The organism is Streptomyces sp. NPDC057099 (genome assembly GCF_042671245.1).
Classification (GTDB): Bacteria; Actinomycetota; Actinomycetes; order Streptomycetales; family Streptomycetaceae; genus Streptomyces; species Streptomyces purpurascens.
Window position 1 is genome coordinate 1 of the sequence record NZ_JBHUTX010000040.1, and the last position, 24,879, is coordinate 24,879.

Below are 24,879 nucleotides of genomic sequence, written 5' to 3' on the forward strand. Positions count from 1 at the left end.
GTCTGGCGCGGCGGAGGACCACGAAGCCCGAGATGAGGAGTACGGCACCCGCCGCGGCCGGCCACAGTTGGGCGCCGGTCTCGGCCAGACTCCCGCTGCCGACCGCCTGGGGCTCGGTCCGGGGCGGGGCCGCCGGGGTCGCGGCGGCGCTGGTCGCCGTGCCGACGGCCTGGGACTCGCCGAGGCCGTCCGAGTCCTCGCCGGTGTCGCCCTTCGAGCCGCCCTGCTCACCGGACTTCGCCGAGGGCGTCGCGTACACCTCGGCCTCGTCGGCGGGCGAGTCGCTCGGCTCCGGCTCGGGGGCCGGCTTGGCCGTCGCCGGTGGCTTGGAAGCCTCGTCCTTTCCGTCGTCGCCCGTGTCGGCGGGCTTGCCGCCCGCGTTGCCGTCCTTCGGGGCGTCCGGGGTACGGGTGGGCTGCTCCTGCGGGGCTTCGGGGGCCTTCGTCGGCTCCTCGCCCGGCTCCTCGCCCGACCCGGGCTCCTCGGTCGGCTTGTCGGTCGGCTTCTCGGTCGGCTTGTCGCCGGGCTCGGCTTCCGCTCCGGCTCCGCACTTCCGGCCGTCGTTGATGCAGTCGACCATCTCCCCCATCAGGTCCTCGTCGAAGACGTTGATGAAGTCGCCGTGGTCCGTGACCGGCTTGTGCAGCTGCTCGGGGAAGGAGTCCACCGCGAACAGCGGTGTCGTACGGCCGCCGTCCTTCAGGCTCGGCGCGTCGACGTCGTAGACGATGCGCTGGACCAGCTGCGGAATCGCCCGGAAGCCGGACGGGCACGCGCCGGAGGCGTCGGCGAACGCCACATGCGTGCGGTGGTTGGCGCTGTCGATGTTGCGGCCGTCCCAGCAGCTCTGGAACTTGAAGGAGCGCACCACGTCACTGCCCTTCGGGCACAGCGGGTACTTGTCCTTCAGCTGCCGGTCCTCGAAGCCGGTGCAGCTCCAGGAGGCGTTGGCGTTGGCCGTGCCGTTGACGAACGACTTGGCGTCGCCGGTGATGATGCGCAGCAGCCGCGGCATGGCCGTGACCTTGTCGCGCGGGTTGCCCACGAAGTCGAGCGTGACCTGCTTCGGCGTGACGATCGCGCCGGCGTTGCCCTCGATGCCGCCGCCGGGCGAGTTGGCGTCCTGCTCCTGGGTGCCGTTCTGCACGCGCAGGACGGGCCAGTAGTAGGAGGACTTGTCGCCCTGGTCGTCGCAGCTGGTCTCGGCGTTCGCGAGGTCCTGGTCGCCGGCGAAGGCGTTGTTGGCCTGGTTGCCGACGTAGTCGTGGAAGTGGTGGGCGCCGTTGGTGACACCCGGGGCGGCGATGATGTTGTCGGAGTTGAACAGGCCGTTCTCGTTCACGCCGCAACTGGTGGCGAAGGTGCCGCGGGAGGCGTTGCCCTTCTGGCGGGGGCTGTTCACATTGGGCTGGACGCCGGTGATGTCCGCGAAGTCGGCGGCGACCGGTCCGTTGCCCGCCTGTCCGCCGTTGTTGCCCTGGCCCTGCTCCTGGCCGTTCCCCTGCTCCTGGCCGTCCTGGCCTTGCTCCTGGCCGGGCTGCTCTTCGCCGCCGCCGTCGCCGTCCTGGCCCTCGCCCTGCTCGGGAGCCTGGTTGCCGGAGTCCCGGACGGTGCAGGCCGCGAGGGCGTCGAGCCCCTCGGGGCGGTCGCCGACTCGGTCGATGGCGATGGCGATGCGCTCGAGGGTCGCGCCCCGCTTCTCCTTCAGCGGGTTCATGATCGCGTTGTCGGCGAAGCCGGAGTCCTGCTGGATCTGTTGTGCCGACGCGCTCAGCCGCTGGTAGGCCTTGGCGATCTGCTCGTCCAGCAGGGCGAGTTCCTTGTCGACCTCCGCCCTCGCCTGCTCGGGGACCGAGGTCAGCCGGCTGCCGACGTCGGGGCAGTCGATCGTGGATCCCGCGGTCCGCACCCCCGTACCGGACCGCGTCTGGGCGGGCTCACCGCCCGAACCGCCGTCCGTGGCCGAGGCGTAGACGTTCGCCGCCATCAGGCCGCCTCCGCCCAGCATCAGCGCGACTGCGGCGAAGGTCGCGCGCCGTGGGCCTGTAGGGCGTCTTCGCGTATTGCGTGCCAAGGGTGCTCTCCTGCGCTTGAGGCGTTCCGGGCATGAAAATCCCCTCGCCCCATACGTGCGGGAGCACCGGAGCGTTCAGCCACCCCGGAAATTCTTCGAGAACTCTCAGAAAGCCCGCACAGCCGTACCCCGCCGGACTCGCCCCGTCCGGCGGGGTACGGCAGCCGAAGCGGCAGGTCAGCGGAAGTTCACGTCGCTGCACAGGAAGTAGGTCTGGTCCATGTGCGATGCCTGCCAGATCGTGTAGACGACGTGCCGGCCGCTCAGTCCCGAAGTACTCACGGGGATCTCGTAGTTCTGGCTGGGCCCGTACTTGCCGGTGCGGGTGACGAGCCGGAGGTCGTTCCAGGTCAGCGGCTGGGTCGCGGGGTTGAAGCCCTGCCGCGTGACGTACACCAGGAAGTAGTCGGCGCCGTGGCTGGCCTGGTCGTACAGCTTCACGGTGAAATTGCTGCCGATGTCCGTCGTCTTCCAGGCGCCGACCGTGTCGAGGGAGTTGTACCGGCCGCCCTCGGTCCGGCCGCCGCTGCACAGCTGGCCGTTGGGCACCACGGCCTGGAAGTTGCCGGCGGAGCCGTTGCGGTACAGGCCGTTCCAGTTCCACATGGCGTTCGCGTCGCTCCGCCACGCCTGCCAGCACATGGGGTCCTGCTGGGCCATGGCGGGGTTGAGGTGGTCGTTCCCCCAGCGCAGCCAGCAGCCGTAGTTGCGGGATGCCGGGTCGACGACGGAGCCGTGGGCGACGGCGGTGCCGCTCCACGGGATCAGGCTGAGCAGCGCGGCGACCAGCACGCTCAGGGCGAGCGTCAGACGGGACCTGACCGGACGGGACTCTTTATAAGCATGACCATGACAATCCATGATCTCCTCTTTCGGGTGTGGGGGTTGCGGTGCTTGCGGTGTGCCGTGCGTGGGGAGTGCGGGCACGCGTGGGAGCGCTCCCGCACTGTCCACGCTGCGCCCGATGGCACGGGTCGGCAACGCACGATTGCGCCACTTCCGTCAGAGCCGGTCGAGTTCGTTCGTGATGCGGCCGAGGTAGGTGGCCGAGCCGGGCTCCGGAACGTCGATCTCGCGGAACCCCAGGCGGTCGTAGAAGGCCCTGGCCTCGGTGTTGGCGGTCGCCATGGCCAGGTGGACGGCCGGGACTCCCCTGCCTTGGAGGGCCCCGAGCAGCGTCCGCATCAGACGGCGGCCGTGGCCCCGGCCCTGCCAGTCGGGCAGCAGGTCGATGTGCAGATGCGCGGGATACGCGGCCAGTTCGGGCCTCACCATCCGTTCCGGGTGGTGCAGCAGGTGGGCCATGGCCTCGTCCGGAGTGCGCGGCGGCTCGGGCGGTTCCGGGTAGCGGCCGGCGACCAGGGGCAGCCACGTGACGCGGAACTCCGCGGCGAACCGCGGGGTGTCGGCGGCGCCGAGGATGTAGCCGACCGCCCGCCCCTGGCCGTCGTCCAGCACGAATGCCAGTTCCGGCTCCAGGCGGACGTAGGGAGCCGCGAAGGTCACCGGGAAGATGCCCGGGTCCGCGTAGTGGGGGCGGCTGTCCCGGCCGGCGTGCGCGGTGCGGATGCAGATGTCGTCGAGGGCGGAACGGTCCTCGGGGCGGTACGGGCGGATCGCGGGGGACGTGGTCATGACGGCATCGTGCACGGCGTGGGAGCGCTCTCTCAACCCGCTGTGACGAGATGACGCGTGTGCCGGACTCCCGCCATGACGACCGTGACCCAGCTGCGCAAGGCGGCACTCGCCCTCCCGGAGGCCGAGGAGGGGACGCACTTCGGCATGGTCGCCTTCTCGGTGCGGGGCAAGGGCTTCGCCTCGGTGATGAAAGACGGCCGGGTGCGGCTGTACCTGCCGCGGGAGGAGACCGAGGCGGCCCTGGCCGCGCATCCCACCGGTGAGCGCCTCGAGCGCATGGGCACGCCGATCGGCTTCAGCGTGCCGCTCGCGGATGTCGGCGGCAAGGATCTCAACGCCCTGGTCCGGGCGTCCTGGTTCAGCCGCGCCCCGAAGCGACTCGCCGCGTCCCTGGCAGCGGCGGAGGCGGCGGCCGACGCCCCGGGCGGCGACCTGCCCGCCGGTATCGGCCGGCCCGCGACGCAGGCCCTGCTCGGCGCCGGTGTGACGACGCTGGAACAGGTGGCCCGGCACTCCCGGGCGGAACTGCTGGCGCTGCACGGGGTCGGGCCCAAGGCCGTGCGAGTGCTGTCGGAGGCGCTGGAGCAGCGGGGGCTCGCCCTGCGGGGGTGATGGTCCGGCCCGGGGCAGGTGACGCCGACGCGGCAGGTGCGGCCGGCCGGGCCCGCTTAGGGGCCCGGAGCGGGGTTACCCGGCTCGCATGGTGAAGCTGCATATTCCTGGTCGAAAAGAACATCACGCGGGTGAGACTCCGCCGTCGGAGCCGTCCGAGCCGTCGGAGCCGTCGGAGAGTTCTGGTCCCGCGCGCGGGACAGCCGGTCCGGGGCCCGAAGTGGAGCGTGCGGCGCCCGACACGCCGAGTGAGCTGCCCCGGACGTCGTGGGGTGCGGTGCTGAAGGGCAGCATGCGGGAATTCAAGAAGGACGAGCTGACCGACCGGGCGGCGGCGCTGACGTACTACACGGTGCTGTCGATGTTCCCGGCGCTGCTGGTGCTGGTGTCGCTGCTGGGGCTCACCGGCAAATCGACCACGGACAAGGTGCTCGAGAACATCCAGCAGTTCGCTCCCGGCGCCGCGCGCGACATCATCACCCGGGCCATCGAGCAGTTGCAGGGCAATGCCGGCATCGGCTCGGTGATGGCGATCGTCGGTCTCGTCCTGGCGGTGTGGTCGGCCTCCGGCTACGTGGCGGCGTTCATCCGCTCCGCCAACGCCGTCTACGACATGCCCGAGGGGCGGCCGGTGTGGAAGCTGCTGCCGGTGCGGGTGGGTGTCACGGTCGTGCTGATGGTGCTGGCCACGTTCAGCGCGCTGATCGTGGTCTTCACGGGCGCGCTGGCCCGCCAGGCCGGAACGGTGCTGGGGGTCGGCGACACCGCTTTGACCGTGTGGTCGATCGCGAAATGGCCCGTTCTGGTCGTGCTGGTCACGATCATGATCGCGATTCTGTACTGGGCGACCCCGAACGCCAAGGTGAAGGGGTTCCGCTGGGTCACCCCGGGCAGTGTGCTGGCCCTGCTGATCTGGCTGGTCGCGTCGGCGGGCTTCGCCGTGTACGTGGCCAACTTCGCCTCGTACAACAAGACCTACGGCACGATGGCCGGTGTCATCGTCTTCCTGGTGTGGCTGTGGATCACCAATCTGGCGATCCTGCTGGGTCTGGAGTTCGACGCGGAGACGGTACGGCAGCGGGCCGTCGCCGGGGGGCATCCGCCCGAGGCCGAGCCGTACACCCAGCCACGCGACACCCGGGCGTGGGACGAGGAGGACCGGCGCCGGGTGGACGACACCTGAGCTGTTCAGCCCATGAGTCCGGCGGCGACCGTCGCGCCCAGTTCCCAGCACCTCTCGATGTCGCCCTTGTCCGGCTCGCCGGTCACGGTCACGGCCTCGGCGGTGCGGCGCCAGCCGAGGCCCGTGGTGACGGACTCGATGCCCCGTACGGCTCCGGTCACGTCGTTCCCGCCGTGCACGTAGTAGCCGAACGGCCGGCCGCGCGTCGCGTCCAGGCACGGGTAGTAGACCTGGTCGAAGAAGTGCTTGAGGGCGCCGGACATGTAGCCGAGGTTCGCGGGGGTGCCGAGCAGGTAGCCGTCGGCCGCGAGGACGTCGGAGGCGGTGGCGGACAGCGCGGGCAGGCGCACGACCGTGACGTCCTCGATCTCGGGGTCGGTCGCCCCGGAGACGACGGCTTCGAACATCGCCTGGCAGTTGGGCGAGGGCGTGTGATGGACGATCAGCAAGGTGGCCACGGCACCCGACCTTACAAGTCGTGAAGGGCATGAGCGGCCGGCGCGAGATCCGGTGCCCGTCCCTCGCTCTCCGTACGAGAAGGGAGCGTTACGCCACCACCGGCCGGGCGATCCCGCTCTGCAGCAGTTCCCGGGCCTGCTGGGTCAGGTCGCCCAGGCGCAGGGCGAGGCGTGTCACGGCCTCGTAGAGCAGGTGGACGGCCCGGAGGTGTTCCAGGCGCGGGGCCAGGGCCGAGAGGGCGATCGCCAGGGCCACGCCCGCCCAGGCCACCGGACCGAGCGGGGTGCAGCCGAAGAAGTGGCTGACGCCGGGGGTCTGGACGAGGGCGGCGAGTACGGCGGCCGAGCCGAGGGCCGTCACCCACACCAGCGGGCTGCGGCGGCGGCCGGAGAGGGTCTGCACGAGCTGGGCGCCGACCACGCCGCACAGGGCCATGGTGGTGGACCGGCGTTCGGTGCCCGGGGTGAGGCGGCCGATGAGGTACGCCGTGACCGCGCCGAGGCAGGTGGTGATGCCCCGGCGCCGGATGGAGCGCAGCAGCGGGGCGCCGAGGACGTTGAGGCCCATCGGGCCGGTCGCGGCGTGCTCCGCCGTCGAGGGGTCGTCGCTCGGCGTCACCGCCACCGCCATGGCCGGGAACATGTCGGTGAGCAGGTTGACCAGCAACAGCTGACGTGTCGACAGGGGTGAGGCGCCGGCCAGCAGGGTGCCGAGGACGCTGAAGCCGACCTCGCCGGCGTTGCCGCCGATGAGGATGCTCACCGCGTCGGCGACGCTGCGCCACAGGGCACGGCCCTCGGCGACGGCGTCGACGAGGACGGACAGGTCGCCGGTGGTGAGCACGAGGTCGGCGGCGTTGCGGGCGGCCGCGGAGCCGCGGGACTCCACGCCGACCCCGACATCGGCGGCGCGGATCGCGGCGGCGTCGTTGGCACCGTCGCCGGCCATCGCCACGACCCGTCCGGCCTGTTGCAGGGCCTCGACGACGTGCAGCTTCTGCTCGGGTGCGACCCGGGCGATGACGCCCGCGCCGCGCAGGACCCGGACGCGTTCGCGGCGTTCCATGGCGACGAGTTCGTCGCCGGTGACCGCCTCGGTCTCCTCCGGCCAGCCCAGTTGCAGGGCGATGGCGCGGGCGGTCTCGGGGTGGTCGCCGGTGAGCATGACGGGCAGGATGCCGGAGCGGCGGAGTTCCGCGAGCAGGGCGTGCGAGGTGTCGCGCGGGACGTCGGCGAGGGCGACGAAGCCGCTGAACTCCAGGTCCGCGAGCGGCGCGTCGAGTTCGGCGTCGGCGTCGTCGGCCCTACAGGGGCGCCGGGCGACGGCGAGGACGCGCAGACCCTTTCCCGCCAGCTCGTGGGCGGTGTCGGTCGCGTGGCCGGGGAGGTCCCGGCAGGCGGGCAGGATCGTCTCCGGGGCGCCCTTGACGACGAGGAGTTCACCGAAGTCCGGGTCGCCGTCGCGGCCGACCGCCGCGGCGTAGCCCCTCCGGGTCTCGAAGGGCAGCTCGCCGGTCGGGGTCCAGCCCTCGTCGGGCGGGGCGACGTCGAGGACGGCCTCGTCGGTGGCGTGCGCGACACGGCGGCCCTGTCCCGTCTCCTCCTGCGGGCAGGCGCGTGCGGCCAGGCGCAGGACCGGCAGGGCCTGTTCGGTGCCGGTCTCGAGGACGGTGCCGTCGGCGGTGGCGACACGGACCAGGCGCAGTCTGTTCTCGGTGAGGGTGCCGGTCTTGTCGAAGCAGACGGTGTCGACCCGCCCGAGCGCCTCCAGGGTGCGCGGGGTGCGGACCAGGACGCCTCGCCGGGACAGCCGGCGGGCGGCCGCCATCTGCGCGACCGTGGCGACGAGCGGGAGTCCTTCCGGTACGGCGGCGACGGCGACCGCGACACCGCCGCTGACGGCGCGTCGGACGGGGCTGCCGCGCAGCAGGGACAGTCCGGTCACGGCGGCGCCGCCCGTGAAGGTCACCGGCAGTGCCTTGCGGGTCAGTTCCTGCAGCCGGGCCTGGACGCCGGCGGGTGGCGGGGTGCGGGCGGCGAGGGTGACGGCGCGGCCCGCCTCGGTCTGCTCGCCGGTGTCCACGACGAGCGCGGTGGCGCGTCCGGCCACGACGGTCGTGCCCTCGAACACCATGCAGGCGCGCTGGGCCACCGGCAGTCCGGGCGTGGCGTCGACGGCCTTGGACACGGGCAGGGACTCGCCGGTGAGTGCCGACTCGTCGACCTCGAGGCCCTCGACCTCCAGCAGGCGCGCGTCGGCGGGTACGACGTCGCCGGCGCCGAGGCTGATCTCGTCGCCGGGCCGCAGCCGGGCGGCGTCGACGGTGACGGTGCGCCGGTGGCCGTCCTGCCTGCGGGCCTTGGGCTGCTGCCGGGCGGCCAGCCGGGCCAGTGCCTGTTCGGCGCGCATCCGCTGGAGTCCGCCCGTCACGGCGTTGAGGTCCATGGCGCCCACGACGAGCATGGCGTCGACGAGGGAGCCGAGCAGCGCGGAGGCGACGGCGCCGGTTGCCAGGACGGGGGTGAGCGGATCGTCCAGTTCGCGGCGTACGGCACCGGCCGCCTGCCAGGTCCAGCGGGCGGGCGTCACGGCGGGGTGGCGGATCAGGCGACCGGCCTGCTGTCTCGAGCGGTCGGCGAGCAGGGCGAGTCCGCGGGGCTCGCCGTCGCGCCCGGCGCGTCCCAGCCGGTCGCGGACCTCGTGGGGTTCCAGGGCGTGCCAGGGGATGTGCAGTCGTGGCGGGGGCGGGGTGGCCCTGGCCACCTGGGCGGCGGCGAGCCAGCCGGCGAGCAGGGCGTTGGCGGCGGCGATGTTGACGGGGGCGTGCCGGGTGAGGGGCCACATGCCGAGCCGGCCCAGGCGCTGTCCGCCGCGGGCGACCAGGAGCCCCGACAGGGCGGCGCCCGCGCGGGCCAGTGTCTGCGAGCGGCGTCCGACGCGCCGGGCCGCGGGGATCGCCGTCAGCAGCCGCCAGACGTCGGCGAGGCCGCCCGGGGCCAGCGCGTCGACGCCCCAGGAGACGGCGGCCCGTCCGTCGGTGAGGGCGATGGCCACGTCTCCGGCGGGCAGTCCTGCCGCCACGTCTCCGTCTCCGGACTCGTTCAGGCGGGCGACGGTCACGACCACGTGCCCGTCCTTCTGCAGGGCCCGCACGACGTCTCCGAACGGCTTGGCTCCCGGGGCGACCTCGTCGGCGAGCCGGATGATGTCCTTCAGGTCGGAGCCGCCGGCGATCACGACGTGGAGTCCTGCCCTGCGGGCGGCGTCGAGGACGGCCTCGGCGAAGGGGTGGACCGGGTCGTCGGGCAGCCCGTCGGAGTCGTCTTCGGTGTCCTCCCGCCGGCTGCGCAGGGCGTCGGCGTGCAGGACGAGGGCGTCGGCGATCTCCAGTTGCCGCAGGCGCTCCCCGTTGCGCAGCAGGATCCCGGCGTGGGCGAGGAACGTGCCGAGGGTCGCGCCGAAGGCGGCCGGTCCGTACCGGGCGGCCTTCGGGGATCCCGCCAGGACCGCTTCGGCCGCGTCGTTCGCCCGGTGCGTGACGAGGAGGGTGGCGGCGGCGCCCGCGACGCTGCCGGTGCTGGCGTGGGAGGCGTACTCCGCGGCGGGCGTCACCTTGAGCGGCGGCCGGGTGTCCGGCAGACAGGGCAGGCTGGTGCGCCGTTCGTGGACGATGTCGTCGTGCAGTGCCTCGAAGGCCGCGGCCCGGGCCACGGCCTCGGTCAGCTGGGTGCCGCGCAGGGCGCCGTCGAGCACGAGGGCCAGCGGGGTCTGGCCGGCGCCGTGCGCGGCGGCGTTGGCTGCGGCCAGGACGAGTTCCATGCCGGAGGTGCCGAACCGCTCCCGGAGCAGGGCCCTGAAGCGGGGGTTCTCGCGCAGCAGGGTGACGGCCGCGGTGATGATGCGGGAGGTGGGCGGCAGACGCAGGGACCGGCCGACGAAGGCGCCGGCCGCGCCGGCGGCGTCCAGCAGGATCGCCGCCGCGGTGACGCGCACCTCGGCGGGATCGCCGGGGTGGCTGGTGTCCCGGGCGTTCGGGTCGGCGCCCTCGTCCAGGCCGAAGCGGGCGGCGAGGTCGGTGGCCCGCTCGGTGACACGGTCGGTGACGGCGTCCTCGGCCACGGTGATCACCAGGCGGGACAGTCCCTCGTCCCAGTACGCCGTGAGCACGTCCGGATGGTCGAGCAGTTCCTCCGCCATCTCGCGGGCGATCGCGCCGGCCTCGCCGTCGGTGCGCCGCAGGGCGAGGTGGACGCGCTGTCCGGCCATCCAGTGCTGTCCGCCGGTCAGCGCGTTGCGCGCGACGTTGCGCACGCGCCGCGTGGTGTCGTAGACGGACGTCACGCCCTGGGCGGTGCCGCGGACGGCCCCTGCGGCCGCACCGGCCACGGCCCCGACGAGCGGGGCGACGTCGAAGCGTGTGAGCATGTGCCGCCGTCCCGGCTCAGCCGGCTGACCGGCTGTCGTGTCCGTGCGGGTGAGCGTGTTCCCGGTCCGGCTCGTCGTGGTGCGCGGTGGCCTCGGCGACCTGCTTCAGCGCGGAGGCGGTGGCGGTGTCGCCCACCTTGGCGGGCTGTTCGTGGACGTGCTGTTCGGCTGGCTCGTGCCGGTAGTGGGACGCGGCGAGTCTGCCGCCGGGGCCGTGCGCGGAGGTGTCCTGCTCGTCGGGCGTGGCCTGGGTGCCCTTGCGGCGTTCACCGGTCCGGGCGGTCCGTGTGCCGCCGTTCGGTGACGCGCCGTCGTGCTCCTGTCCGGGCCGGGGCCGCGTCAGCCAGGCGACGGCGGCTCCGGTCAGTGCCACCGGCCACTCCACCACTCCGGCCACACCGAGCACACCGGCACCGGCGTAGACGGCCATCCTGCGTCCGCGCGGCGACACCTCGCCGATCTTGTCCAGGGCTCCTCCGGCCACCTTGCCCACCTGCTCCGCGCCCGGCAGATGCCTGAGGCCCGAGGCGACGGCCCGCAACGGCTGCGGAAGATCAGACGAACGTGATGTCTCCTGGTTCATGTCGACCTCCACGGGCGCGTTGTTCAGCGACGTCAACCGGTTTCCCAGCCCTTTGCCCCATATTCCGCCTTTGGGATGGTTGGCGCTTGTCTTGTTCGGCCGAGGCCCGAGGAGGAGGGCGCGGCCCGCCCGGTAGATCCATCGATGTAGCCGGCACCTCGGCGCACAGCACGATGTACGGCTCGCCGGGGCGGAGGAGCATGGTCTGCGGACGTCCTCCCGTACCGGCCTCTGATCTGCCGAGGAGACTCGTCATGCCCGAAACACCGAGGGCGCGTGTGCCGCGCCGCGTCGCGGTGGTCACCGTGGCCCTGCTGGTCGCCGCCACAGGGACGACGGCGGCCGCACAGAAGCCGCCGACCGCCGCGGACCTGCGTGCCGATGTGAACCAGGACGGCCGCGTGGATGTCGCGGGGACGTCCGACGAGACGGGCGAGGAGGTGTGGCGGCCTGGGCGTGGCGCGGTCTTCCTCGCGAACGTCGACGACGACGCGCGGCGCTGCCGGATGCGCCCCGGAGATCTGGACCGTATCGATCCGGCCGTGGACGAGCGGCTGGCGGCCTGCCATGACGGGGCGGACGAACGGGTCAACGGGGAGCGGGACCGGGCGGACCTCGCCCCGTTGCGGGTCCCGCCCGCGCCGGTGGGCGAGGACGCGTCGGGGCGGGTGGAGGTGGCGGCGGAGCAGCGGCCGTACGTCCGGCTGTTCGTCAGACGTGACGGGGCGCTTCGGGTCCTGCGCGGACCGCTGACGGCTCATGAACTGCGGGCGGGTGCCGAACTGGCCCTGGAGGGGCGGGACATCGTCCGCGACCCTCGGCGCTGGGACGGCGAGGTCACCGTCACCCTCACCGTGACCGACCGCGGCCGCACCACCTCCGACCGGGTGCGGCTGAAGGTGGCGCCCGTGCTGTTCCAGAACGATCTGCAGCGCGCCGAGCGTGTCTTCGCGGCCGAGCCGGGCCCGGGCAGCGGTGTCGCCCCCGGCCCCTGGAGCGCGGGCGACGCCTACCGGCCGAGGGAGTGGCGGCCGTTCGCCTCCTCCCTGGTACGGGCGGCGGGCGCCGCGGGGCTGTCCCGGCGGGACGTGACCTTCACGGCCGGTACGGAGCAGTGGTGGCGGGACATCTGGCGGCAGGACATGGTCGAACCGGGCATGGCCGGTGTCCCGGCGCCCGGTGGAGGGGTGCACAGCATGCGGGTGCTGTTGCGCGCTCCGGTGCTGTGGGCGCCGCCCGAGGGCGGCAGGACCACGCTGAGCCGGTCGGCCCGGCTGCTCTTCCGTGACTTCCGCGGGCCCGACATCGGGGTCGTGCAGCAGTTCACGCCGGGGCGTGAGCCGAGCGGCGTCGATCTGCAGAACTTCACCGGCAACTTCGAGTCCGTACCGCCGTACGAGGGTCACCCGCACGGGCGGGTGCTGTACGGCACGGCCCCGGAGCAGGCACCCGATGCGGCGTTCGTGCGGATGATCGAGGCGCAGGGCAGGCAGCCGGCCATCACCATCGACACGTCGTGGCTGCTGGTCGGCCATGTGGACGAGACGGTCCATGTGGTGCGGGCCGAGAACGAGCGCGGCTGGACACTGGCGGTCGCCGACCCCCGGCAGGCGCTGGAGCTGATGCGGCATGCGCGGCGCGCCGGGGAGGGCGGGCAGCGGCTGTTCGCGGACACGAGCGCGGAGCGCAAGCCGAGCGTCGACACCCTGCTGGCGGACGATGCCTTCCTCGCCGGCAACGAGGAGGCGGCGCGGCGCATCGACGACCAGATCGCCGTGCTGCTGCGGGAGACGGGGCTGTCCCGGCGCGACCTGGTGCGGGTGCCGGTGCTGTACAAGACGCTCGGGGCGGAAGCGGAGGGGCCCATGGGTGCGATCGCCTACTCCCCCAGCATCGCCAACGGCCTGTCCCTGACCGCCCGGGACTACGCCGCGCCGGATCCGCACGGGCCGAAGGTGCGCGGCCGCGATCTGTTCCGCACCGCCGCGCAGAAGGCCCTCGCCGCCGGCGGAGTGCGCGTGCACTGGGTGGAGAACTTCGCCTGGTCGCACCTGGCGGGCGGAGAGGTGCACTGCGCGACGAACGCCCTGCGGGACACGTCCGGGGGTGCGCGGTGGTGGAACACCGACCCGGGCGGCCGGTGACCTGCCCCCACTCCGCCACTCCCCCTCCGCCGCCGGCCGACGCCGGCGGCGGCGGAGGCGTTTTGCGGCCTCTGGTGTGAACGCCCCGCAGGTCGCGCCCGCTTTAGGCATTTTGTCTGCTTAGCATGCATGCTCCGCGCTCCGCACGTCGGCGATGCCCCACGCGTCCGCCCGGGGGCGCAACTGCCCCGTACGAGAGGACACCAGATGACGCTGACGGGCCGTCGCAATGCACCGTCCGAGCATGCCTTCTCTCCGCATGACGCGGTACTGCGCGGCGCGGCGCCGCACGTCGCCCGCCGCCGCTTTCTGACCGTCACCGCGGCGGCCGCGATGCTCGCCTTCACCACCAACCGGCCGGCCCGCGGCGCCACCGCCGCTCCGGAACTGGACGCCGCCCGGGTCTCCGACGACCCCTTCACCCTCGGCGTGGCCTCCGGCGATCCGCTGCCCGACTCGGTGCTGATCTGGACCCGGCTGGCCCCCGAGCCGTTCACCGCGGACGGCGGCCTGGGCCAGGAGCGGGTCGCCGTCTCCTGGGAAGTGGCCACGGACGAGCGGTTCGCGCTCGTCGAGCAGCGGGGTGTCGCCACGGCGCATCCCGAGTACGCCCACAGCGTGCACGTCGACATCAAGGGCCTGAGGCCGAACAGCCACTACTACTACCGCTTCCGGGTGGGCAGCTGGATCAGCCCCACGGGCCGCACCCGTACGGCACCGGCCGCGGGCAGCGCCCTCGACGGCATGCGGCTGGCCGCCGTGGCCTGCCAGGCCTACCAGGACGGCTACTACACCGCCCACCGACATCTGGCGGAGGAGGACGTCGACGTGGTGTTCCACCTCGGCGACTACCTGTACGAGTACCCGGTGGACTCGGCCGGCGGGGCCCGCCGCTACAGCGACCGCAAACTGCCCGACGTGTTCAACCGCGAGACGATCACGCTCGCGGACTACCGGCTGCGCTACGCGCTCTACAAGAACGACCCGGACCTGCGCGCCGCCCACGCCCGGCACCCGTTCCTCGTCACCTGGGACGACCACGAGACGGAGAACAACTACGCGGGCGCCTTCGACGAGAACGGCACGTCCCCGGAGCAGTTCCTGGCGCGACGCGCCGCCGCCTACCGGGCCTACTGGGAGAACCAGCCGCTGCGCGCCGAGCAGCTGCCGCAGGGCCCCGACGCCCGGCTGTACCGCCGGCTGGCCTGGGGGTCGCTAGTCCAGTTCGACCTTCTCGACACCCGCCAGTACCGCTCCGACCAGGCCTACGACGACCGGCCGCACGCGCCGGGCACCGAGTCGGACGACCCGGCCCGCACCCTGACCGGCGCCGCGCAGGAACGCTGGCTGCTGGACGGCTGGCGGAACTCCGGCGCGCTGTGGCACGTGCTGCCGCAGCAGGTGTGCTTCTCACAGCGCAAGTTCGACGTGACCGGCCCGGCCCGGGTCTCCATGGACGCCTGGGACGGCTACCGCGGCTCCCGCGACCGGGTCACGGCGGGCGCGAAGGCCGCGGGCATCGACAACTGGATGGTCCTCACCGGCGACGTCCACGTCGGGTACGCCTTCGACATCAAGGACGACTTCGACGACCCGCGGTCCAGGACGCTGGGCACGGAGTTCACCTGCACCTCCATCTCCAGCGGCGGCAACGGCACCGAGAAGCCCGACAACTGGGACACCTATCTGCGGGCCAACCCGCACATGAAGTACTACGACGGCCGGCGCGGCTACGTCCGGGTCGAACTGGGCCGCGCGAACGCCCGGGTCGACTTCCGGACCGTCCCGTCCATCACCCAGCCCGGGGGCACCGTCTCGACGACCGCTTCCTTCGTCACGGAGGTGGGTTCGCCCGGCCTGAAGACCGCGTGAGACGCCCGGTTCCCGCAGTACCGCAGTTCCACCGTGATCGAAGGAGACACATCGCATGGTCCACAGACACGCCGTGACCGGTCGCCGGGCGGCCCTGACCGCGCTCGGCGTACTCGTCGCCGGGCTCCCCTCCGCCGTGGCGGCCGAGCCGGCGCCCCCGGCGGGCCCGCTGCCCTCGGCCGCCCAGACCCTCGGCGCCGACCGGCCGTCGGCTCCGGTGCTGCGTGCCCTGGAGCGCGACCTCGGGCTGACCCCGGCCCAGGCGTCCCTGCGGCTGGTCAACGAGGCGGAGGCCGGCACCCGGGCGGGGAGGCTGCGCAACGCCCTGGGCAACCGCTTCGCCGGGGCCTGGCTGCGCGGCACGACGGCGCAGGAGCTCGTGGTGGCCACCACGAACACCGCGGACGTGCCCGCCATCAAGGCCCAGGGCGCCAAGGCCGCCGTCGTGAAGAAGACGCTCCGGGACCTCCAGGCGGCGAAGAAGAAGCTGGACGGGGCGGCGGCCCGTGCCGACACCCGTGACACGCCTCTGTGGTACGTCGACATCCCGGCGAACCGGGTCGCGGTGCAGGCCCGGAGCAAGGCCGCGGCCGCCGCGTTCGTCAAGGCCGCGGGACTCGACGCCAAGAGCGTGGGCGTCACGGTGACGGCGGACCGGCCACGCCTCCTCGCGGATGTCACCGGCGGCGACGCCTACTACATCAACGGCAGCGCCCGCTGCTCGATCGGGTTCTCCGTCACCAAGGGCGCGCAGCGGGGCTTCGCCTCGGCCGGCCACTGCGGCAAGAAGGGCGCCACGACGACCGGGTTCAACCAGGCGGAGCAGGGCACATTTCAGGCCTCCACGTTCCCCGGCAAGGACATGTCGTGGGTGGCCGTCAACGACCAGTGGACGACCACGCCGAACGTGAAGGTCGAGGGCGAGCAGAAGGTCCAGGTCACCGGCTCGGTCCAGGCCCTCGTCGGGGCCGCCGTCTGCCGCTCCGGCTCCACCAGCGGGTGGCACTGCGGCAAGGTCGAGCAGCACGACGCCAGTGTCAGCTACGCCGAGGGCAGGGTGGACGGGCTGACCCGGACGACGGTGTGCGCCGAGCCGGGCGACTCCGGCGGGCCCTACGTCGCGGGCGTCCAGGCGCAGGGCGTGACCTCCGGCGGTACGGGCGACTGCAAGAGCGGGGGCACGACGTTCTATCAGCCGGTCAATGCGCTGCTCAGCGACTTCGGCCTCACCCTGAAGACCGCCGCCGTGGAAGCCGCGGCACCGCAGGGCAGCGTCGCGCAGACGTGGGCCGCCGGCCGTGTCTACGAGGCCGGTGTCACGGTGAGCCACGCCGGGGTGCGCTACCAGTGCCTGCAGACCCACCAGGCCCAGGGCGCGTGGGCGCCGACCGGCACTCCGGCCCTGTGGCAGCGGGTGTGACGACGGGTCAGGACCGTCCGGCGCCGGTGCGGCACACGCCGTGGGCGCCGGGCCGGTCCCGCTGCTCCTCCGTCAGCAGCGCGTACGCGGTGGCCAGGAACGGGTCGTGGCCGCGGAAGCGGCGGGTGCACACCGCGGCCAGGGCCGTGCCGGTGTCGGGGCGGAAGCCCAGGAACGCCTGCTGGCCGAGGGTGGCTCCGCTGTGGAAGTACAGCGGTCCGCCGTCGGTCGGGTGACAGAACCAGGCGGTGGTGTGGACGTGCCGGTGCCCGATGCCCCGGCGGAGCACGGGTCGGCGCACCTCGCGCAGGGCCGCGGCGAGTTGTGGTGAGGGGCCGGTGGGGTCCAGATGGGCTTCGAGGAAGGTGAGCAGGTCGTGCGGGGTGGCCCGTACGGCACCCGCCGCCTGGAAGCCTCCGGCGTCGAAGGGGGGCACGGGTGACCGGCCGTCGGTGCCGTGCCCGAGTGCGTCGAACCCGGAGTCGTCCGCGCGCAGGGTCGTGTCGTGCAGGCCGATCGGGTGCAGGACCTGGTCGGTGAGCAGGTCCTCCCACGGTGTGGCGGTCGCGGCGGCGAGTGCGTGTCCGAGTACGGCGACGCCGTAGTTGGAGTAGCGCCACCGGGTGCCGGGGCGGTGGCGCGGCCGGTGCCGCAGGAAGGCGTCGACGACCCGGGCGGCCGGGAAGCGACCGTAGGGGTTGGTGTGCCAGGCGGGCAGGGCCCGGAGGAGGAAGCCGGGCGGCAGTGCGGGCAGTCCGGACGTGTGGGTGATCAGATGGGCGAGCGTCACCGGGTCCGCACCGGTCGGCCGCCCCCTGCCCAGGAGGCTGACGGCCGGTTCACCGCCGGACAGCCGGCCGCTGTGGATCAGCCGGGCCAGCAGCAGCCCGGTGAACGTCTTGGCGGCCGAGCCGATCTCGTACCGCAGGTCCTCCCGGGACAGCGGCGGAGGCGGGGCGGTGCCGCCGCTCAGGACGGTACGGCGGCCGTACCGCGAGAAGGCGAAGACCACGTCCGGGGCATCGGACACGGTGACGGCGTCCGCGAGCCGCGCGTCGAGTGATCCGTCGTCGGGGGCCGGATCCGGTGACTGGGCGCGCGGGACGGGGTGGGCCGCCTCGGGCGTGGTGCGAGGGGCGTCGGTGGCTTCGCCCTGCCGCGAGGCGTGCCGGCGGGGCGTCACGAGGCGTGTGCCAGGCGGGACAGGGAGCGGGATGTGGCCAGTACGGAGGCGTAGGCGGCGACCAGGGTCGGGTGGTAGACGATGTCGAACACCTCGTCCGGGGCGCCCTCGGGCATCGTCCGCAGGGCCGGCATGGCCCCGTCGGGCTGCTGTGCGGCGGCGAAGCCCTCCCAGGCCCGTTCGTCCAGGGTGGGGCGGGGCAGGCAGGCGTCGACCACCAGCAGTTCGCCCAGCAGGTCCCAGCGTTCGAGGTCCAGCCAGTCGTCGATCCAGACGGGCAGCCAGGTCGCGAGGTAGTCGGCGGTGGCGGGCGGCAGGCCGTCCGGGTTCTCGCCCCAGTCGGTCAGGTGGAACACGTTGTGCGTGACGTCGTAGGCGATGTGCCCTTCCACCGTCCAGGGCTCGGGGGTGCGGGCCAGCCAGGTGGTGTCCCGCAATTCGGCCTCCGCAGGACGCGGCGGGAGGCCGAACCGGCGCTGGAACGCGGACAGTCCGAGCCTGCGGGTGGGGGTCGCCTCGAACGACACCCAGCTGTCCAGCCGGTGGTTCAGGGCGGCGGCGCGCTCCACCTCCGGCTGGTTGTAGCCGAGTTCCTTGAAGGGCAGGTACACCTCGAACGGGATGGGGGAGATCGGCTCCGTGAGCTGCCCGCGCACCAGCATGCGGCCGCCGTCCAGCGTCTCGCGCCAGGCGTGGTCGAGGAGTTGCCGGGCCAGCTGCGCCTGGCGTGATCCCGCGACTCCCTCGCGGAAGAGCACCTTGCAGATCATGGCGAGTTCGCCGATGGGTTTGAAGCGCTCCAGGAAGCCGACCTCCGGGTCGACGTCGGGTTCCAGCTGGAATCCGTCACGGTGGGCCCACAGCCATTCCAGAGCGCCCGCTCCGACGTTGTGGATCAGGCGGGTGTCGGTCATCCCAGCACTCCTTGTCCGCCGGGCCGGTGGTGTGTGTCTGCCCGGGCTCCGTCCTCGAGTCGCCCTGTGGTCAGGGTTGCCGCGAAGGCGGCCATGAGGGTGGGGTGGTAGTGGGAGAGGAAGTCCGGGCCGCCGTCGTGGTCCGTCCCTCCCCCTTGCTCCGGGATCGCGCCGGAGGGGTGCTGTACCGCCGCGACCCGTGCCCAGGCGTCGTCGAGGACGGCGGGTTCGGGCAGCAGGGGCAGGCTCGCCGCCACGGCCAGAAGCTCGCACCCGAGGTCCCACATCCCGGCGTCCAGACAGGTGTCGAGCCAGGGCGGCAGCCAGTCGGCCAGGTAGTCGGCCAGGTCCGGTGGTACTCCCCCGGGCCCGGCGCGCCCCCAGTCGGTGAGGTGGAAGACCACGTGGGTGAGGGAGTAGCCGGAGGACTGCTCGAAGGTCCAGGGCTCGGGCAGCCCGGCCAGCCAGGTGTGCCGCAGTGCCTCCGGCAGCGCGTCGGAGGGCCGGATGCCGCTGCGTGTCTCGGCGTTCAGGACGCCGAGCCGCCGGGTGGGCTCCTGCTCGGTGAGCCGCCAGCCGCGGGTGCGGGCGACGGTGGCGGTGGCGGCCTCGTAGCCGGGGTGCCGCAGGCCCGCCGCGGCCATGGCGGCGTACACCTCCAACGGGTAGGTGGCGAAGGGCTCCAGCCGTTGCAGGCGCACGAACAGCTCTCCCCGGCCGGTCTGTTGCCACGCGAAGGCCATCAGGTCGGCCGCGCACGCGTGGAGCGGATCCGGGGGCGCGGTGTGCCGGGACACGGTCGCGCACACCTGGGCCAGTTCCCCGAGCGGTTTCCAGCTGCGGTTCACCTGTCCGTCGGCGGCCAGCGCGTCCTCGCCCAGCGCGAACTGCTCACGGTGTGCGGACACCCATGCCAGCGCGTCCTCGGCCACCTGTCGTGGCCCCCGTACGTCCCTCACACGAACGCTCCCGTCCGTGTCAGCCGCGCGGCCTTCACCTGCAGCGCCACGAGCGGATCCTGACCGCCCATCAACTCCACGAAGTCCAGGCCGTTCTCGAGACCCAGCGTCCGCGGTACGCCGTCCAGCAGGGTGAGCCAGCGTCCGGCGCCGGCCGCCTGCCGCCAGTCTCTGCGGCGTACGGCGCGCACGAAGCCGCGGGCGACGTCGACCGGCCGGTGCACGGCCGCGCGGGCGACCGCGCTGTCCTCGCCGGGCAGGGCGAGTGCGGCCAGCACCGCGAGCTGGTGCGTCAGGAGTTGCCAGGTCGCGCCCTCGAGCCAGGCGGCGTCGGGTTCTTCGTCCGGGCCGTCGGCGTGACCCGGGTCGAGCCGCCGCAGCGTGCGTCGCATGGCCCAGTGGCTCCACACGACGGTGGGGGCGGCCTGGGCGCCGGGCGGGTAGGTCTCCACGGCCTTCCGGAACACGGCGAGTTCGTCGGGCGGGGGCGGGGTGTGCACCAGGGTGCTCGGCAGCAACGCGTCGGCTCCCAGCACACGTACGGCCGCGAGGGCGAGTCCCTCCGCTTCCGGGTCGACCGCCACGGGGGCGGCCGCACGAGCGTGGTCTCCGCTCCGAAGAGCGGAGACCACGCCGGAAGCGAGGTCCCGCACCGCGTCCTGCAAGAGAGACGAAGTGCCTGACTGCTTCATGGTTGCTCCTGTCGATCCACTCAACCCTTCTTGGGGCGCGGGGTGGGCGGCGACAGGAGGAGTCCGAATCCGCCCTTGAACAGCGCGAGTGCGGCGCACTCACGGCTGTCGCGGTAGATACCGTCGGTTTCTGCCGGGTCGAGTGCGGCCTCGATGTCGGCGCTCTGGATGCCCGTCAGTTCCTTGGCGACCTTGTCGGTGGGGGACATTGCACCATCTCCTTGAGGGAAGCGGATGCTTTCTCCTCTAGTGCACCTGATGGTGACAAATCATGCCAACTTACCCATGAGTTTATTTACATCACTTGTTCAACATCCGACGCACGCGTATCAACTCCTGGGGGCGAACCGGGTGCGTGCTTTCGCCCCTGGCGGGGAACCCGGCGAGCGCTGTACCCACCGACACCCTGGGAGAGGGTCATGAGTCTGTTGCGCGTGCTCGGCCGCCCCATGCTGGCCTCGATGTTCCTGACGGGCGGCCTGAGTTCCGTCCGCGCCCCGGAGGAGGTCGCCCCGGTCGCCGAACCGGTCGTCCAACCGGTCACCGAACGTGTCTCGGCGCTGCCCGACCGCACCGAGCAGGTCGTACGGCTCAGCGGCGGCGTACAGGTCGTGGCGGGCCTGATGCTGGCCACGGGGCGCATGCCGCGTCCGGCCGCGCTGGCCATCGCTGCGACGCTGGTGCCCACGACGCTGGCGGCGCACCGGTTCTGGGAGGCAAAGGACCCCGAGGAACGGGCCCGGCAGCGCATCCACTTCTTCAAGAACATGTCGATGCTCGGCGGGCTGCTGATCGCCGCGGACGACACCGGCGCACGCCCCTCGCTGCTGTGGCGCGGCACCCATGCCGCGCACGGCCTGCGGCACGACGCGGGACTGGTGCGCCGCTCCGTCCGTGCCACCGCTCGGCCTGCCGCCGCGGCCGGCCGGGTCCGGGCCAAGCTCCCCGTCTGAGCCGCCCGGGACCTGTTCGGGGCCGCGCGTTAGCCCATTCGGGGCAGGGGGACCCGGGGACAGGAGGTGAAGGACATGGGACACGGAGGAAACGTCATCGACGAGCTGGTGACCGATCACCGCGAAGTCGAGGAGATGTTCGGCAGGATCGAGGCGCTGCCGTCCGGTCACCAGGACCGCAAGGTGTACGCGGACCAGGTCACGATCGAGCTGGTACGGCACTCGGTGGCCGAGGAGGCCTACCTGTATCCGGCCGTACGCGAGCACGTGGCCAACGGGGACGTCCTCGCCGACCGTGAACTCGCCGACCACGCGACGGCCGAGCGCATCATGAAGGACCTGGAGGCCTGCGACGCGGGCGACGCCGACTTCGACCGGCTGATGGGCATGCTGACGAGCGAGATCCGCTCCCACCTCGCGGACGAGGAGAAGACCCTCTTCCCCGCGCTGCGGCAGGCCTGTCCGATGGACACGCTCAACGAGCTGGGCGACAAGGTCCGCAAGGCGAAGAAGACCGCCCCGACCCGGCCCCACCCGGCCGCCCCCGACAGGCCCCCGGCGAACAAACTCCTTGCTCCGGGCACGGGGATGGTCGACCGGCTGCGCGACGCGCTGACCGGCCGCGGCAAGTTCGGCTAGGGCACAGCCGCGCGCACCCGGGGGCCCGGGCGCGTCGGTGCGCGCGCCGAGGAACCGGGGGCGTGCCCGGGTGGGTCAGCCGGCCGTCGCGTCCTCGCGGAACCAGGCGATCGCGCGCCGCAGCCCTTCCTCGGCGCGTACCTGCGGTTCCCAGCCGAGCTTGTCGCGGGCCAGCGTGATGTCCGGGCAGCGCACGGCCGGGTCGTCCACCGGGCGGGCGACGGGGCGGATCTCCGAGGCGGACCCGGTCAGTTCGACGACCAGTCGCGCCAGGTCGAGCATGCTGATCTCGGTCGGGCTGCCGATGTTGACGGGGCCGCGCATGCCGTGGGCGGCCGCCGCGAGGACGCCGCGCACGGTGTCGTCGACGTAGCACAGCGACCGGGTCTGCCGGCCGTCGCCGGTCACGGTGAGCGGCTCGCCCGCCAGGGCCTGCCGTACGAAGGCCGGCACCACGCGTCCGTCCTCGCCGCGCATCCGGGGGCCGTAGGTGTTGAACAGCCGCACGACGCAGGTGTCGGTGCCGAGGGTCTCGGCGTGTGCGGTGGTCAGCGCCTCGCCGAAGCGTTTGGCCTCGCCGTAGACGCCGCGCGGGCCCACGGGGTTGACGTTGCCCCAGTAGCGCTCGTCCTGGGGGTGCTGCCGCGGGTCGCCGTAGATCTCGGAGGACGAGGCCAGGACGAAGCGGGCCCCCGAGGAGTGTGCGAGGTCCAGGGCGTTGCGGGTGCCGAGGCTGCCCGTCTCCAGGGTGTGCAGCGGCAGCCGCAGGTAGTCCGCCGGGGACGCCGGGGAGGCGAAGTGCAGGACGAGGTCGGGCCGCTGCCTGACCGGCAGTCCCTCCGCGACGTCGGCCTGCACCAGCGTGAAGCCGGGCCGTTCGAGCAGCGGGGAGATGTTCTCCGCCCTGCCGGTGCTGAAATCGTCCACGCAGGTGACGGCGGCGCCCGCGTCCAGCAGGGCCGCGCACAGATGGGATCCGACGAATCCGGCACCGCCCGTGACGACGGCGTGTTCCCAGCTCCGTGCGAGGGCGGTGGTCATGTCGGTCTCTCCTCCGTCGGCGGCGTTCCCACGCTCAGCGTCCGCCGCCCGTGTGAGCGGGGCACGGTCGCGTACGGCAAAGAGGTGAGTGACGGAGGGTGAGGACGGGCTCCGGCAGGGGCGCCGGTCAGGCGGTCAGTGTGCGGCCCGGGTGGAGGCGGTCCAGGAGCTGGGAGTGGTGCAGTCCGGCCACCGGGGCTAGCAGGTCGGGGTGGCGCAGCAGGGCGGCGGCGCGGCGGTCGCCGTCGTCGGGGGCGACGAGCCGGCGGAACTCGGCCGGTGTGCCGGTGCTGTGGCTGCCCTCGGCGAGCGCGGCCACCGCCCGGTCGGCCAGCTCCGGGTCGGTGAGCAGGCAGGCGGCCCAGCTCGCGACGACCTCGTCCACCCAGGTGCGCCAGGCGTGCGCGTCGTCCCCGTCGTCGTCCGGGGCCGCGTCGGCGCCGGAGACCCAGTCGAGCCGCGCGGAGCCGCCGGGGCCCGCCATGCCGAGCAGGGCGGCGTCCATCTCGGTCGGGTACCTGAGCCACGCCGCAACCGTCACGGCCTGCCGGGCCTGTACCTCGCACAGGGCGGAGGCCAGCGCGCCCCCGGAGGCGGGGAAGGCGCGGGTCAGCCACTGGGCGGTCGCCGCGATGACAGGGGAGAGATCTGCTTGCACTGCCGGGCCGTCCGAAAGGGTGGGGGAAGCGGGGATCTGCCCGTAGACGGTAGTCGCCGCCGTGCTCGCCCGGGCGTGACAGGAACCTCCTCCGTGACGTGGCCTCGGCCACATCGCCGGAGCCCGGACGGAGGAGCCCCGGTGCCGTTTCGCCTCGAAAGGGCCGGGCACCCGGCCCGCGTGCTCTTCCACGGTCCCGGTGAGTCCGGCGAACCCAGTGGTCCGGCCCGGTCTACCCGAACCCGGTCGTCGCTGCGCACCCTGCGCTTCGACGGCTGGATCGCGGGCATCGGAACGGCGTCCGGCGCCCGGGTGGTGCTCGGGCACTGGGCGAGATCGCCGTTCGGGCCGTTCAGCGATGTGATGGTCGAGGAGCCCGGCGGGCTGCGGCTGCTGCTGGCGCCCTCGCGGGAGACCGCGGACTTCGTGGCCGCCACGTATGTCTTCGACGAGGTTCGGGTCGTGCCGGTCGGGGTGCGGGTCACCGACCGCCGGCACTGGGCCGTCTCGGCACCGCCGCTCGACCTCCGTTTCAGCACCGGCCGCAGGGGCCTGCGGGGCCTCGCGCTGCGGGCGGTGCCGGTCCGGCTCGCCACCAGTCCGGGCTGGATCGCGCTGTGGGACCGGCCCGCCCGGCTGCTGCTGGGCGCGCGCACCCACGGCAGCGCCCGGGCCGGCCGGCACCAGTGGTACGGCGTCCGGGACCTGCACCCCGTCACCTCGGCCATGGTCACCTACGAGGGCGAGAGCCTCGGCGCCCTCGCCCGGGTCGAGCCTCCCGTGCGGTTCGGGCCCGGCTCGACGCCCCGAAGTCCCTGCCTCGTACGTGTCACCACGCGGGTGGCCGTGGCACAGGGCCGGAGCAGAACAGGAGCAGTGCCATGACGGAACAGCGAGCGGACCCGCCGGGCGCACCGGGTGCTCCGGCCACGGACATGTCCCTGCTGGGCATCTACCTCAACGACCATCTCGCCGGTGCCACCGCCGGGACCGCCCGAGTCCGCTATCTGCTGCGCTCGTGCGGTGATCCGGTGCTCGCCGACGCGCTGGCTCCGATCGCCGACGAGATCGCCGAGGACCGGGCGAGCCTGCTCCACATCATGCGACGGCTGGACGTCCCGGTGCGGCGCTACAAGGTCTACGCGGGCCGGGCCGCCGAGCAGATGGGGCGTCTGAAGAGCAACGGCAGCCTGGTACGGCGTTCCCCGCTGAGCACGCTGTGGGAGCTGGAGGCGCTGCGGCTGGGAGTGGACGGCAAGACCGCGGTCTGGCAGGCACTCCGCGCCCTGGCCGGCACGGACCGACGCCTCGACGCGCGACAGCTCGACGACCTCGTCGAACGGGCCCGGCGGCAGCACACCTCGCTGGAGGAACTGCGCCGCAGACAGGTCGACGTCGCCTTCCGCGAGACCGGCTGACGCACGGTTTCT

The 24,879-nt window shown here is 73.1% G+C and carries 22 protein-coding genes; 9 read left to right on the plus strand and 13 right to left on the minus strand.

Annotated elements, in window-relative coordinates:
• The 3 genes from ACFT4A_RS32585 to ACFT4A_RS32595 all read right to left on the minus strand — a co-directional run.
• On the minus strand, positions 1-2,008 hold a 2,008-nt coding region (locus ACFT4A_RS32585; protein ID WP_382837359.1), incomplete at its 3' end, for a DUF1996 domain-containing protein.
• 243 nt (positions 2,009-2,251) lie between these two features.
• Positions 2,252-2,935: a lytic polysaccharide monooxygenase gene (locus ACFT4A_RS32590; protein ID WP_382837361.1), complete on the minus strand. Its 684-nt coding sequence runs from the start codon at positions 2,933-2,935 to the stop codon at positions 2,252-2,254.
• 141 nt (positions 2,936-3,076) lie between these two features.
• Complete coding sequence (locus tag ACFT4A_RS32595) at positions 3,077-3,709, minus strand: GNAT family N-acetyltransferase (protein WP_382837364.1); 633 nt, start codon at positions 3,707-3,709, stop codon at positions 3,077-3,079.
• A gap of 75 nt (positions 3,710-3,784) precedes the next feature.
• Between ACFT4A_RS32595 and ACFT4A_RS32600 the strand changes: the two genes are divergently transcribed.
• Together ACFT4A_RS32600 and ACFT4A_RS32605 are read left to right on the plus strand one after the other, a co-directional pair.
• Positions 3,785-4,324: an MmcQ/YjbR family DNA-binding protein gene (locus tag ACFT4A_RS32600; protein WP_382837367.1), complete on the plus strand. Its 540-nt coding sequence runs from the start codon at positions 3,785-3,787 to the stop codon at positions 4,322-4,324.
• Positions 4,325-4,412: 88 nt separating this feature from the next.
• Entirely contained in the window at positions 4,413-5,507 is a 1,095-nt protein-coding gene (locus ACFT4A_RS32605; RefSeq protein WP_382837369.1) for a YihY/virulence factor BrkB family protein, read from the plus strand.
• Positions 5,508-5,512: 5 nt separating this feature from the next.
• Here ACFT4A_RS32605 and ACFT4A_RS32610 read toward each other — a convergent pair whose 3' ends face one another.
• The 3 genes from ACFT4A_RS32610 to ACFT4A_RS32620 form a co-directional block, all read right to left on the minus strand.
• Complete coding sequence (locus ACFT4A_RS32610; protein ID WP_382837372.1) at positions 5,513-5,965, minus strand: flavodoxin family protein; 453 nt, start codon at positions 5,963-5,965, stop codon at positions 5,513-5,515.
• 88 nt (positions 5,966-6,053) lie between these two features.
• Complete coding sequence (locus ACFT4A_RS32615) at positions 6,054-10,391, minus strand: HAD-IC family P-type ATPase (protein ID WP_382837374.1); 4,338 nt, start codon at positions 10,389-10,391, stop codon at positions 6,054-6,056.
• 16 nt (positions 10,392-10,407) lie between these two features.
• A complete protein-coding gene (locus tag ACFT4A_RS32620) occupies positions 10,408-10,974 on the minus strand; it encodes a hypothetical protein (protein WP_382837377.1) in 567 nt (188 codons plus the stop codon).
• 254 nt (positions 10,975-11,228) lie between these two features.
• On the opposite strand from ACFT4A_RS32620, the gene ACFT4A_RS32625 reads away from it, so the two are divergent.
• The 3 genes from ACFT4A_RS32625 to ACFT4A_RS32635 all read left to right on the plus strand — a co-directional run bounded on the left by ACFT4A_RS32625 (position 11,229) and on the right by ACFT4A_RS32635 (position 16,410).
• Positions 11,229-13,118, plus strand: a complete 1,890-nt coding sequence (locus tag ACFT4A_RS32625; protein WP_382837380.1) for a protein-arginine deiminase family protein — start codon at positions 11,229-11,231, stop codon at positions 13,116-13,118.
• A gap of 207 nt (positions 13,119-13,325) precedes the next feature.
• Entirely contained in the window at positions 13,326-14,990 is a 1,665-nt protein-coding gene (locus ACFT4A_RS32630) for an alkaline phosphatase D family protein (RefSeq protein WP_382837382.1), read from the plus strand.
• Positions 14,991-15,045: 55 nt separating this feature from the next.
• Positions 15,046-16,410 (plus strand): carbohydrate-binding protein, encoded by a 1,365-nt coding sequence (locus tag ACFT4A_RS32635; RefSeq protein ID WP_382837385.1) that lies wholly within the window; start codon positions 15,046-15,048, stop codon positions 16,408-16,410.
• Between the two features lie 7 nt (positions 16,411-16,417).
• On the opposite strand, the gene ACFT4A_RS32640 is transcribed toward ACFT4A_RS32635, so the two are convergent.
• The 5 genes from ACFT4A_RS32640 to ACFT4A_RS32660 are packed head-to-tail and all read right to left on the minus strand — an operon-like array spanning position 16,418 to position 20,367.
• Positions 16,418-17,593, minus strand: coding sequence for a serine hydrolase domain-containing protein (locus tag ACFT4A_RS32640; protein ID WP_382837388.1), 1,176 nt, complete (start codon positions 17,591-17,593; stop codon positions 16,418-16,420).
• Positions 17,590-18,507 carry a DUF6895 family protein gene (locus tag ACFT4A_RS32645; protein ID WP_382837390.1) on the minus strand — a complete coding sequence of 306 codons (918 nt, stop codon included), beginning with the start codon at positions 18,505-18,507 and terminating at the stop codon, positions 17,590-17,592. The genes ACFT4A_RS32640 and ACFT4A_RS32645 overlap by 4 nt, the downstream gene beginning before the upstream one ends.
• The gene (locus ACFT4A_RS32650; protein ID WP_382837393.1) at positions 18,504-19,466 is read right to left on the minus strand and encodes a DUF6895 family protein; all 963 of its coding nucleotides are present in this window, start codon (positions 19,464-19,466) and stop codon (positions 18,504-18,506) included. The genes ACFT4A_RS32645 and ACFT4A_RS32650 overlap by 4 nt, the downstream gene beginning before the upstream one ends.
• Entirely contained in the window at positions 19,463-20,158 is a 696-nt protein-coding gene (locus ACFT4A_RS32655; protein WP_382837395.1) for a hypothetical protein, read from the minus strand. Before ACFT4A_RS32655 ends, ACFT4A_RS32650 begins: the two co-directional genes overlap by 4 nt.
• Before the next feature lie 20 nt (positions 20,159-20,178).
• Positions 20,179-20,367, minus strand: coding sequence for a hypothetical protein (locus ACFT4A_RS32660; RefSeq protein WP_189729786.1), 189 nt, complete (start codon positions 20,365-20,367; stop codon positions 20,179-20,181).
• 210 nt (positions 20,368-20,577) lie between these two features.
• Between ACFT4A_RS32660 and ACFT4A_RS32665 the strand changes: the two genes are divergently transcribed.
• Both ACFT4A_RS32665 and ACFT4A_RS32670 read left to right on the plus strand, forming a co-directional pair.
• On the plus strand, positions 20,578-21,111 hold the full coding sequence (locus ACFT4A_RS32665) for a DoxX family protein (RefSeq protein WP_382837397.1): 534 nt from the start codon (positions 20,578-20,580) through the stop codon (positions 21,109-21,111).
• A 75-nt stretch (positions 21,112-21,186) separates the two neighbouring features.
• A complete protein-coding gene (locus ACFT4A_RS32670) occupies positions 21,187-21,750 on the plus strand; it encodes a hemerythrin domain-containing protein (RefSeq protein WP_382837400.1) in 564 nt (187 codons plus the stop codon).
• Between the two features lie 75 nt (positions 21,751-21,825).
• Here ACFT4A_RS32670 and ACFT4A_RS32675 read toward each other — a convergent pair whose 3' ends face one another.
• The gene (locus ACFT4A_RS32675) at positions 21,826-22,791 is read right to left on the minus strand and encodes an NAD-dependent epimerase/dehydratase family protein (protein WP_382837403.1); all 966 of its coding nucleotides are present in this window, start codon (positions 22,789-22,791) and stop codon (positions 21,826-21,828) included.
• A gap of 127 nt (positions 22,792-22,918) precedes the next feature.
• Positions 22,919-23,449 (minus strand): hypothetical protein, encoded by a 531-nt coding sequence (locus ACFT4A_RS32680; RefSeq protein ID WP_382837406.1) that lies wholly within the window; start codon positions 23,447-23,449, stop codon positions 22,919-22,921.
• A 252-nt stretch (positions 23,450-23,701) separates the two neighbouring features.
• Between ACFT4A_RS32680 and ACFT4A_RS32685 the strand changes: the two genes are divergently transcribed.
• A complete protein-coding gene (locus ACFT4A_RS32685; protein WP_382837531.1) occupies positions 23,702-24,334 on the plus strand; it encodes a hypothetical protein in 633 nt (210 codons plus the stop codon).
• Positions 24,331-24,867, plus strand: coding sequence for a hypothetical protein (locus ACFT4A_RS32690; RefSeq protein ID WP_189729795.1), 537 nt, complete (start codon positions 24,331-24,333; stop codon positions 24,865-24,867). The genes ACFT4A_RS32685 and ACFT4A_RS32690 overlap by 4 nt, the downstream gene beginning before the upstream one ends.
• The last annotated feature ends 12 nt before the right edge of the window (positions 24,868-24,879 follow it).

Coding starts and splice junctions, on each gene's coding strand:
- ACFT4A_RS32590 (WP_382837361.1), bottom strand. CDS start 2,935: ATGGATTGTCATGGTCATGCTTATAAAGAGTCCCGTCCGGTCAGGTCC.
- ACFT4A_RS32595 (WP_382837364.1), bottom strand. CDS start 3,709: ATGACCACGTCCCCCGCGATCCGCCCGTACCGCCCCGAGGACCGTTCC.
- ACFT4A_RS32600 (WP_382837367.1), top strand. CDS start 3,785: ATGACGACCGTGACCCAGCTGCGCAAGGCGGCACTCGCCCTCCCGGAG.
- ACFT4A_RS32605 (WP_382837369.1), top strand. CDS start 4,413: ATGGTGAAGCTGCATATTCCTGGTCGAAAAGAACATCACGCGGGTGAG.
- ACFT4A_RS32615 (WP_382837374.1), bottom strand. CDS start 10,391: ATGCTCACACGCTTCGACGTCGCCCCGCTCGTCGGGGCCGTGGCCGGT.
- ACFT4A_RS32620 (WP_382837377.1), bottom strand. CDS start 10,974: ATGAACCAGGAGACATCACGTTCGTCTGATCTTCCGCAGCCGTTGCGG.
- ACFT4A_RS32625 (WP_382837380.1), top strand. CDS start 11,229: ATGCCCGAAACACCGAGGGCGCGTGTGCCGCGCCGCGTCGCGGTGGTC.
- ACFT4A_RS32630 (WP_382837382.1), top strand. CDS start 13,326: ATGACGCTGACGGGCCGTCGCAATGCACCGTCCGAGCATGCCTTCTCT.
- ACFT4A_RS32635 (WP_382837385.1), top strand. CDS start 15,046: ATGGTCCACAGACACGCCGTGACCGGTCGCCGGGCGGCCCTGACCGCG.
- ACFT4A_RS32645 (WP_382837390.1), bottom strand. CDS start 18,507: ATGACCGACACCCGCCTGATCCACAACGTCGGAGCGGGCGCTCTGGAA.
- ACFT4A_RS32655 (WP_382837395.1), bottom strand. CDS start 20,158: ATGAAGCAGTCAGGCACTTCGTCTCTCTTGCAGGACGCGGTGCGGGAC.
- ACFT4A_RS32660 (WP_189729786.1), bottom strand. CDS start 20,367: ATGTCCCCCACCGACAAGGTCGCCAAGGAACTGACGGGCATCCAGAGC.
- ACFT4A_RS32665 (WP_382837397.1), top strand. CDS start 20,578: ATGAGTCTGTTGCGCGTGCTCGGCCGCCCCATGCTGGCCTCGATGTTC.
- ACFT4A_RS32670 (WP_382837400.1), top strand. CDS start 21,187: ATGGGACACGGAGGAAACGTCATCGACGAGCTGGTGACCGATCACCGC.
- ACFT4A_RS32675 (WP_382837403.1), bottom strand. CDS start 22,791: ATGACCACCGCCCTCGCACGGAGCTGGGAACACGCCGTCGTCACGGGC.
- ACFT4A_RS32690 (WP_189729795.1), top strand. CDS start 24,331: ATGACGGAACAGCGAGCGGACCCGCCGGGCGCACCGGGTGCTCCGGCC.